The sequence below is a fragment of the Actinomadura sp. CNU-125 genome, assembly GCF_001942465.1.
Taxonomy (GTDB): Bacteria; Actinomycetota; Actinomycetes; order Streptosporangiales; family Streptosporangiaceae; genus Spirillospora.
Genome location: NZ_MKJY01000281.1, coordinates 1 through 6,798, shown reverse-complemented (window position 1 = coordinate 6,798; position 6,798 = coordinate 1). Strand labels below are relative to the sequence as shown.

7 protein-coding genes, 3 tRNA genes and 1 pseudogene are annotated in these 6,798 nt (G+C 73.3%); 4 read left to right on the top strand and 7 right to left on the bottom strand.

The window, feature by feature from the left end; all coding sequences use genetic code 11:
- Positions 1-884 (bottom strand): polyketide synthase (locus BJF79_RS28725; protein ID WP_143220249.1); only part of this gene is annotated, 884 nt, incomplete at its 3' end.
- Between the two features lie 108 nt (positions 885-992).
- On the opposite strand from BJF79_RS28725, the gene BJF79_RS28720 reads away from it, so the two are divergent.
- Positions 993-2,492: a peptide MFS transporter gene (locus tag BJF79_RS28720; RefSeq protein WP_075902039.1), complete on the top strand. Its 1,500-nt coding sequence runs from the start codon at positions 993-995 to the stop codon at positions 2,490-2,492.
- Here the strand turns inward: BJF79_RS28720 and BJF79_RS28715 are convergent.
- The 6 genes from BJF79_RS28715 to BJF79_RS62060 all read right to left on the bottom strand — a co-directional run bounded on the left by BJF79_RS28715 (position 2,463) and on the right by BJF79_RS62060 (position 4,647).
- A tRNA-Val gene (locus BJF79_RS28715) sits at positions 2,463-2,537 on the bottom strand. The two genes, BJF79_RS28720 and BJF79_RS28715, sit on opposite strands and share 30 nt — an antisense overlap.
- An 18-nt stretch (positions 2,538-2,555) precedes the next feature.
- Positions 2,556-2,626 (bottom strand) — tRNA-Cys (locus BJF79_RS28710).
- Between the two features lie 29 nt (positions 2,627-2,655).
- Positions 2,656-2,728 (bottom strand) — tRNA-Gly (locus BJF79_RS28705).
- A 50-nt stretch (positions 2,729-2,778) separates the two neighbouring features.
- Positions 2,779-3,747, bottom strand: a complete 969-nt coding sequence (locus tag BJF79_RS28700; protein ID WP_262402710.1) for a CHAP domain-containing protein — start codon at positions 3,745-3,747, stop codon at positions 2,779-2,781.
- Between the two features lie 103 nt (positions 3,748-3,850).
- Positions 3,851-4,282 (bottom strand): universal stress protein, encoded by a 432-nt coding sequence (locus tag BJF79_RS62065; protein ID WP_262402709.1) that lies wholly within the window; start codon positions 4,280-4,282, stop codon positions 3,851-3,853.
- Positions 4,282-4,647 carry a hypothetical protein gene (locus BJF79_RS62060; protein ID WP_262402708.1) on the bottom strand — a complete coding sequence of 122 codons (366 nt, stop codon included), beginning with the start codon at positions 4,645-4,647 and terminating at the stop codon, positions 4,282-4,284. Before BJF79_RS62060 ends, BJF79_RS62065 begins: the two co-directional genes overlap by 1 nt.
- A gap of 104 nt (positions 4,648-4,751) precedes the next feature.
- Here BJF79_RS62060 and BJF79_RS62055 point away from each other — a divergent pair.
- The 3 genes and pseudogenes from BJF79_RS62055 to BJF79_RS62045 form a co-directional block, all read left to right on the top strand.
- Positions 4,752-5,243, top strand: a pseudogene (locus BJF79_RS62055) (YceI family protein); the annotation flags it as partial.
- A gap of 142 nt (positions 5,244-5,385) precedes the next feature.
- Positions 5,386-6,483 carry an SMI1/KNR4 family protein gene (locus BJF79_RS62050; protein ID WP_262402712.1) on the top strand — a complete coding sequence of 366 codons (1,098 nt, stop codon included), beginning with the start codon at positions 5,386-5,388 and terminating at the stop codon, positions 6,481-6,483.
- Positions 6,449-6,798: HEAT repeat domain-containing protein (locus BJF79_RS62045; RefSeq protein ID WP_262402711.1), on the top strand; the 350-nt coding region annotated here is incomplete at its 3' end. The genes BJF79_RS62050 and BJF79_RS62045, both read left to right, overlap by 35 nt.

Genomic DNA, 6,798 nt, shown 5'->3' with positions numbered 1-6,798 from the left:
GTACTGGACGTCCGCGGGCCGGACCCCGGCGCGCTCGCACGCCTGCGGAGCACGTCCTCCTGCGCGGCGGCGCTCGGCACGGTGAGGCCGGGTGCGGGGCCGTCGTTGTTGACGGCGCTCCCGGCGATGACGCAGTGCACGGGATCGCCGTCGGCGAGCGCCCGCTCCAGCGGTTTCAGCAGGACGGCCGCGCCGCCCTCCCCGCGCACGTAGCCGTTCGCGCGGGCGTCGAAGGTGTAGCACCGCCCGTCCGGCGACAGGCCGCCGAACCGGCTGGTGGTGACGGCGCTCTCGGCGAGCAGGTTCAGGTTCACCCCGCCCGCGATCGCGGTGTCGGACTCGCCGGCGCGCAGGCTCTCGACGGCCATGTGCACCGCGACCAGGCCGGACGACTGCCCGGTGTCCAGCGCCATGCTCGGGCCGCGCAGCCCCAGCGTGTGCGACACCCGGTTCGCGATCATGCTGCGGTGCACGCCGGTGATCGTCTGCGAGGTGATCGCCGCCGCGCCCCGCCGGTGCAGCAGGGCGGCGTAGTCGTCCCAGATCGCCCCCATGAACACGCCGGTCCGGCCGCCCCGCAGCGAGCCCGGCACGATCCCGGCGTCCTCGACGGCCTCCCACGCCAGCTCCAGCGCGAGCCGCTGCTGCGGGTCCATCGCGGCGGCGGTGCGCGGCGCGATCCCGAAGAACACCGGGTCGAATCCCGCCACGTCGTCGAGGAAGGCGCCCCGCTCCGGGGCGCCCTCGGCGTCCCAGCGTCCGTCCGGGACGCCGGTGATCGCGTGCCGCCCGTTCCACAGCAGGTCCCAGAAGGCGGCCGGATCCGGCGCCATCGGCAGCCGGCAGGCCATGCCGACGACCGCCACTGCGTCCGTGTTCGTCATGGACGCGACGCTCCCGGACCCGGCTGGAGAACCTCTCGGCTCGGGCTGTAGGGCGGGCTCCAGCGGTCCTCAAGCCCGGTTCGAACGGCCCGGACGACCGTTGGGCCCGTGGTAGGCAGACGCTGGTTCGTGACGCTGTTCCTCACCGACGTGTGGGAACGCTTCAGCTTCTATGGCATGCAGGCGATCCTGGTCCTCTACGCCGCGGACCCCGTGGCCGAGGGCGGGCTCGGGCTCCCCGGGACGACGGCCGCGGCGCTGTTCGGCGTGTACATGGCGATGGTGTTCATGCTCGCGCTGCCCGGCGGATGGCTGGGCGACCGCGTCCTCGGCGAGCGCCGCGCCGTCCTGTACGGGGCGGTCGCCATCGCGTCCGGCCACTACTGCATGGCGCTGCCGGTGCGGGGATGCACGTTCCTGGGCCTGGCCCTCATCGCGATCGGAACGGGGATCCTCAAACCGAACATGAGCGGGCTGCTGACCCGGTTCTACGGGCGCGGCGAGGCGGTCAAGCGGGAGGCGACGTTCTCGCTCTTCTACATGAGCGTGCAGGTCAGCGCGCTGCTGGCCCCGCTGGTGACGGGCCTGCTCGGGGAGACGGTGAGCTGGCACGCCGGGTTCCTCGCGGCGGGCGTGGGGATGACGCTGGGCGTCGCCCAGTTCGCCGCGGGCCGCTCGTCGTTCGGGGACGCGGGCGCGGCGCCGTCCAATCCGATCTCCCGGCCGGAGCTCCTGCGGGTCGTCCGGCGCGCGGGGCTCGTCGTCGCGGTCCCCGCCGCCGCGCTGGCCGCCGACGTCGCCCTCGGCACCTTCGCGATCGGGCACGTCCTCGCCGGTCTCGGCCTCACCGCCATGGTGGTGCCGTTCGTCGGGTACCGCGCGCTGCGCCGCCACCCGGACATGGCCGCCGCGAGGCCGCGCCTGTCCGGCTACTTCCGCCTTCTCCTCGCGGCCGCGCTGTTCTGGATGGGCGTGGGGCAGGCGGGGTCCCTGCTGAACCTGTTCGCGCAGGACGCGACGGACCGGACCCAGTTCGGCGTCACGATCCCGGCGGCCTGGTTCCAGTCGGCGATCCCCTTCTTCATCCTGGTCGCCGCGCCGCTGTTCGCGATGCTGTGGCTGCGGCTCGGGGCCCGCGCGTCGGTGCGGGTGAAGTTCGTCCTCGGCCTGGCGTTCGCCGCCGCGGGTTTCCAGGTGATGTCGCTGGCGGCCGCGGCGGCGTCGGACGGCCCGGTGTCACCGCTCTGGCTGGTGTGCGTGTTCCTGCTGCTGGCGTGCGGGGAGATCACCCTCGGCCCGGTCGGGATCAGCGCCGCCGCCGACGCCGCGCCCCCGGCGTTCCGGAACCGGGTGATCGGCCTGTGGTGGTTGTTCTGCGCCCTGGGCGTCGCGGTGGGCAGCCGGGTGGTGCATTTCTCGGACCCGCTGCCGGACGCCGTCTACTACCTGTTCCTCAGCGTCGTGCTGGCCGTCGCGGCCGTGCTCCTGACGCTCGGTTCCGCTCGTCTCGCCGGCAGACCGCCTACGACGAGACGCCGAGCCCGCAGAAGCAGCCTCTGTGAGCAGGGCACACCGATATGGTGGGCGATACTGGGATTGAACCAGTGACCTCTACCGTGTCAAGGTAGCGCTCTCCCACTGAGCTAATCGCCCTTGCGCAAACGCGTCGCGAGGTGGAGACGGGATTTGAACCCGTGTACACGGCTTTGCAGGCCGTTGCCTCGCCTCTCGGCCACTCCACCAGAGCGAGGCCGCCTGGGGCCTCATTCAGAGCGGACGACGGGATTCGAACCCGCGACCCTCACCTTGGCAAGGTGATGCTCTACCAACTGAGCCACGTCCGCTTGTCTGCCGGGGGCTTCCCCCTGGCGACATGGACAACTCTAGCGGAATTTCAGAGCGGCTGCGTACTCGTCCGTGGCGGAGTCGGTGCTCTCGGCGTGCAGCGAGTTCCAGAACGCCAGCTCGCTGTCCTCTTCGAGGTGGGCGATCCGGCCCCAGAACTCGCGGTCCTCGGCCTCGTGGGCGGCGGCGAGCGACAGCGCGGGCATGATCGTGGTGCCGGCCTCGGCGGCGTCCAGGTCGGCGGGGGCGACGTCGGCCGGGAGTGCGGCGGGCACGACGGGCGCGGCCGGCCGGTGGTGCCTGCCGCGCTTGCGGACGCGGATGGGCGGCGCGGTCGGGGTCTTGGCGGCGGCCGCGCGGCGACGGCGAGGGCGGCGGTGCCGCACAGGACCAGGGCGAGGACGCCGCCGAGGGCGACCTCCTGGACGGGAAGCTGCTGTCCGCCGGACGAGCCGTGGTCCTGCTCGTGCGAACCGGTCGCCGCCCGGGGGTTGGCGAGCTGGTCGACCTTCGGCGCGGGCGCCGCGTGCTTGGGCGTGTACTTCTGCGCCACCTGGACCTTGCCGGGGTAGCCGAAGCCGACCACGTGGTCCATGTCGCGCGTCTTGCGCATCAGTTTGTAGCCGTCGGCGTTGGCCTCGATCGTGTGGAGCGTCTCGCCCTCGACCTTCTCGACGATGCCGACGTGGTCGATCTGGTCGAGGTCGTCCGAGCCGTTCCAGTCGTAGAAGACGATCGCGCCGGGCTCGGGCTCGTCGCCCCAGGCGTCGTGCTCCTCGAACCACTTGGCGTGGTCGGGGGTGGCGGCGAACTGGCCCGCCTGGTCGGTGACGCCCGCCTTGTCGGCGGCCCAGGCGAGGAACATGTCGCACCAGGGCGCCGTCGTGAAGTACGGGTTGTGGTCGTCGTCGATCTTCTCGGTCCACCAGTCGCCGAACTTGGTGTAACCGTCGTCCTTCTCGGTGTAGCCCAGTTCCTCGCGGGCCACTTCGAGCAGCTTCTCGCCGATGGGGTCCAAACCCGTTCCCCCCGATCAAGGTCACGTTCTGATCTCGACGGAATGTAGTCGAGGTAAAGAGGGGGCGGCAAGCCGAACCGGGGAAGCCGTCAATTTCGACTACTCAGAAGTAGCCCCTCGGGAGGACGGTCACCGGGCACGGCGCCGCCCGCAGGACCTTGAGCGCCACCTCGCCCAGGAAGACGCGGTGCGCGGCGGCGTCCTCGCTGGACGCGCAGATGAGGAGCTCCCCGTCGGCCCAGACGACGTCGTCCATCGCGGCCGCGACGTCGGCGCCCTCGGCGAGGTCGGCGGTGACGTCCTCGGACGGGACGTCGGCCGCCTCCAGCGCGAGCCTGATCGCCAGCGCCTGGTCGTCGCGGAGCCGTTCGGGGTCCTCGCCGAGACAGAGCGTGACGAGCCGCAGCGGCACCCCGAGCCGCTCGGCGGCCACCGCCGCGCGCACCACCGCCTCGTCGCACTGCGGGCGGCGCACGTACATGACGGTGATCCGGTCCAAGCCGTCGCGCGGGCTGTACCCGGACGGGGCGAGCATCACGGCCTCCGTGGCCGAGTGCAGCAGGTGGTCGGCGGCCGCCCCGACGCCGATGCGCCCGTGCGCGCCGCCCTCAGGGGAGCCGGCGACGATGACGTCGTGATCCGCCCGGCCAGCGCGGTCAGCCCGCGCCCGACGCTGCGTCCCTCCTGGGCGTGCAGCTCGGCGGGTTCCTCGTCGAGGAGCGCGGCGGCCTGCGCCAGCACGGTCTGCGCCTCGCTCGCGGCGCCCGGCCGGTCGGGCGGGTGGACCGTCGCGACGCTCAGCCTGCCGCCGGTCACCGCGACGATCGCGCGCGCGAGGTCGAGCGCCTCCCGGCCGCCGGTGTCATGGACGTATCCGACGAGGACGTGGTCTCCGATCACATGCGGAGCATTCCCCCCGAGCGGCAGGTCAGACACCATCCGATTGGGGCGATCTTGGGCGATGTGAGGTAGTTTTTCGGGGTTGTCACTATTTGGGGGGATCCATGGGGGCCGAGGTGACCGACCTCGAGGCCGGGCGCTGGACCGTCGACCCGGTGCACTCGGAGATCACGTTCACGGTGCGGCACCTGATGACCACGGTGCGCGGCTCGTTCACCGACTTCGGCGGGGAGGTGGAGATCGGGGACGACCCGCTCGACTCGTCCGCGCTCGCCGAGATCCGGATGGCCTCCATCGACACCCGCAGCGACGAGCGCGACGCCCATGTCCGCTCGGCCGACTTCCTCGACGTCGAGAACCACCCGGTCATGACGTTCGTCGGGCACGGGGTCGAACGCGCCGCGATCGGCCGCCGCGCCCGCAACCCGCGCTACCACATCGACGGCGAGCTGACGATCAAGGGCGTCACCCGTCCCGTCCGGCTGCTGACCGAGTTCCACGGCATCAGCCCCGACCCGTGGGGCGGCACCCGCGCGGGCTTCACCGCCACGACGTCGATCAGCCGCAGCGACTTCGGCATCGAGTTCAACGTCCCGCTGCAGGGCGACAAGGTCATGCTCGGCGACACCATCGCGATCGCCCTGGAGATCCAGGCCGTCCACGCCACCGCGGACTCGCCCGCCTCGCCCCGCGCGCCCGGGAGGGAACCGCCGCCCGCCGCCGCTCGTCCGACCGGTGATGATCGAAGAGCGGCTGGCGCGGGTGACGGCGAAACTCGAGACCCTCCGGGCGGACGGCCGCCTCCCCGCGTTCGGCCCGCCGCCGCGGGAGGAGCGGGTGGCGGCGTTCGAGGAACTCAACGGGATCCGACTGCCGGACGGCTACCGCCGGTTCGTCACCACGATCGGCAACGGCGGCCCCGGCCCGTACCAGGGACTGCGGGCGCTCGACCTCGGCCGATGCGACACCCGGCTCGCGGGGGAGTTCCCCTACGGGCCGGGCGACCTGCCGGGGACGTGGACCCAGGAGGCGACCGAGTGGACGTACTGGTCCCCCTACCGCGGAAGCATCCCCCTCGCGCGGCAGCACGACATCGAGTGGGAGTACCACGAGACCGCCGAACCGGAGTCGCGGCTCGTCCTGTCCGGCCCGGGGCGCGGCCGCGTCGTCCTCGTGGACGCGAGCCGCGACTGGTTCCCGCCGATCTACCACCCCGCCCCGGACTTCCTCGCCTGGTACGAGGAGTGGCTGGACGACCCGTCCGCGCGGCGGTACCGGTCCGGTTCGGACTTCGATCGCCAAGACCGGCTGTTCCCCAACGAACGTGACGACTCCGACCAGGACGAAGTCCTCTGGGCCACGCACGCCTTCGCGGCGACCACCGGCAACCGGCGGACGGAACAGGCGCTGCCGCGAAGTTGCGAGGCTCTGGCGGAGATGGCCCTGGACGCGCCGTCCGCGCGCGTCCGGGCGGCCGCCGCCTGGGCGCTGCCGCGGGTACGCGGCGACGTGGGCCGCTACGCGCTGCCGCTGCTGCGCGACCCGGGACGCGCGGGTCCGGGGCATCGCGGTCCGCGCGGTGGCCCGCTCGGCGGAGGTGGAGCACGCGGAGGCCGAGGCGGCGCTCCGTCCGCTGATCGGCGACCCCGACCCGGAGGTCCGGGCCGCGGCGGCCGCGGCCCTGCGGGCGGATCCCAAGCTGCGCGAACTCCTCGCCGACCCCGACCCCCGAGCCCGCGCGGCGGCCCTAGGCAGGCTCCCGACCGGCCCCTACACGCCGGACGACCGGCGGAACGCCGCCGTGGCGGCCGCCCGCCCCCTCCTGCGCGATCCTGACCCGGACGTGCGCGCCGCCGCCGTCACCGGGCTCGGCCGCGAACACAAGGACGTCCCCTGGATCGAGCCGATGCTGCACGCCGCCCTCACCGACCCCGCCGTCCAGGTTCGGCGGGCGGCCGCCCACCGCCTGCTGCGGTTCGCCGGACGGCCCGCGCGGCTGCAGGCCGCGCCCGTCCTGCTCGCGGACCCGGACCACGTCGTCCGCTACGAGACCCTGTACTGGCTGGGGCGCGGCACGGCCCGGGCGCTGGCCGCGCCCGCCCGCTACTGGGCCGCCCGCACCGCGAGCTGCTGCGCGGCGCCCCGGACCCG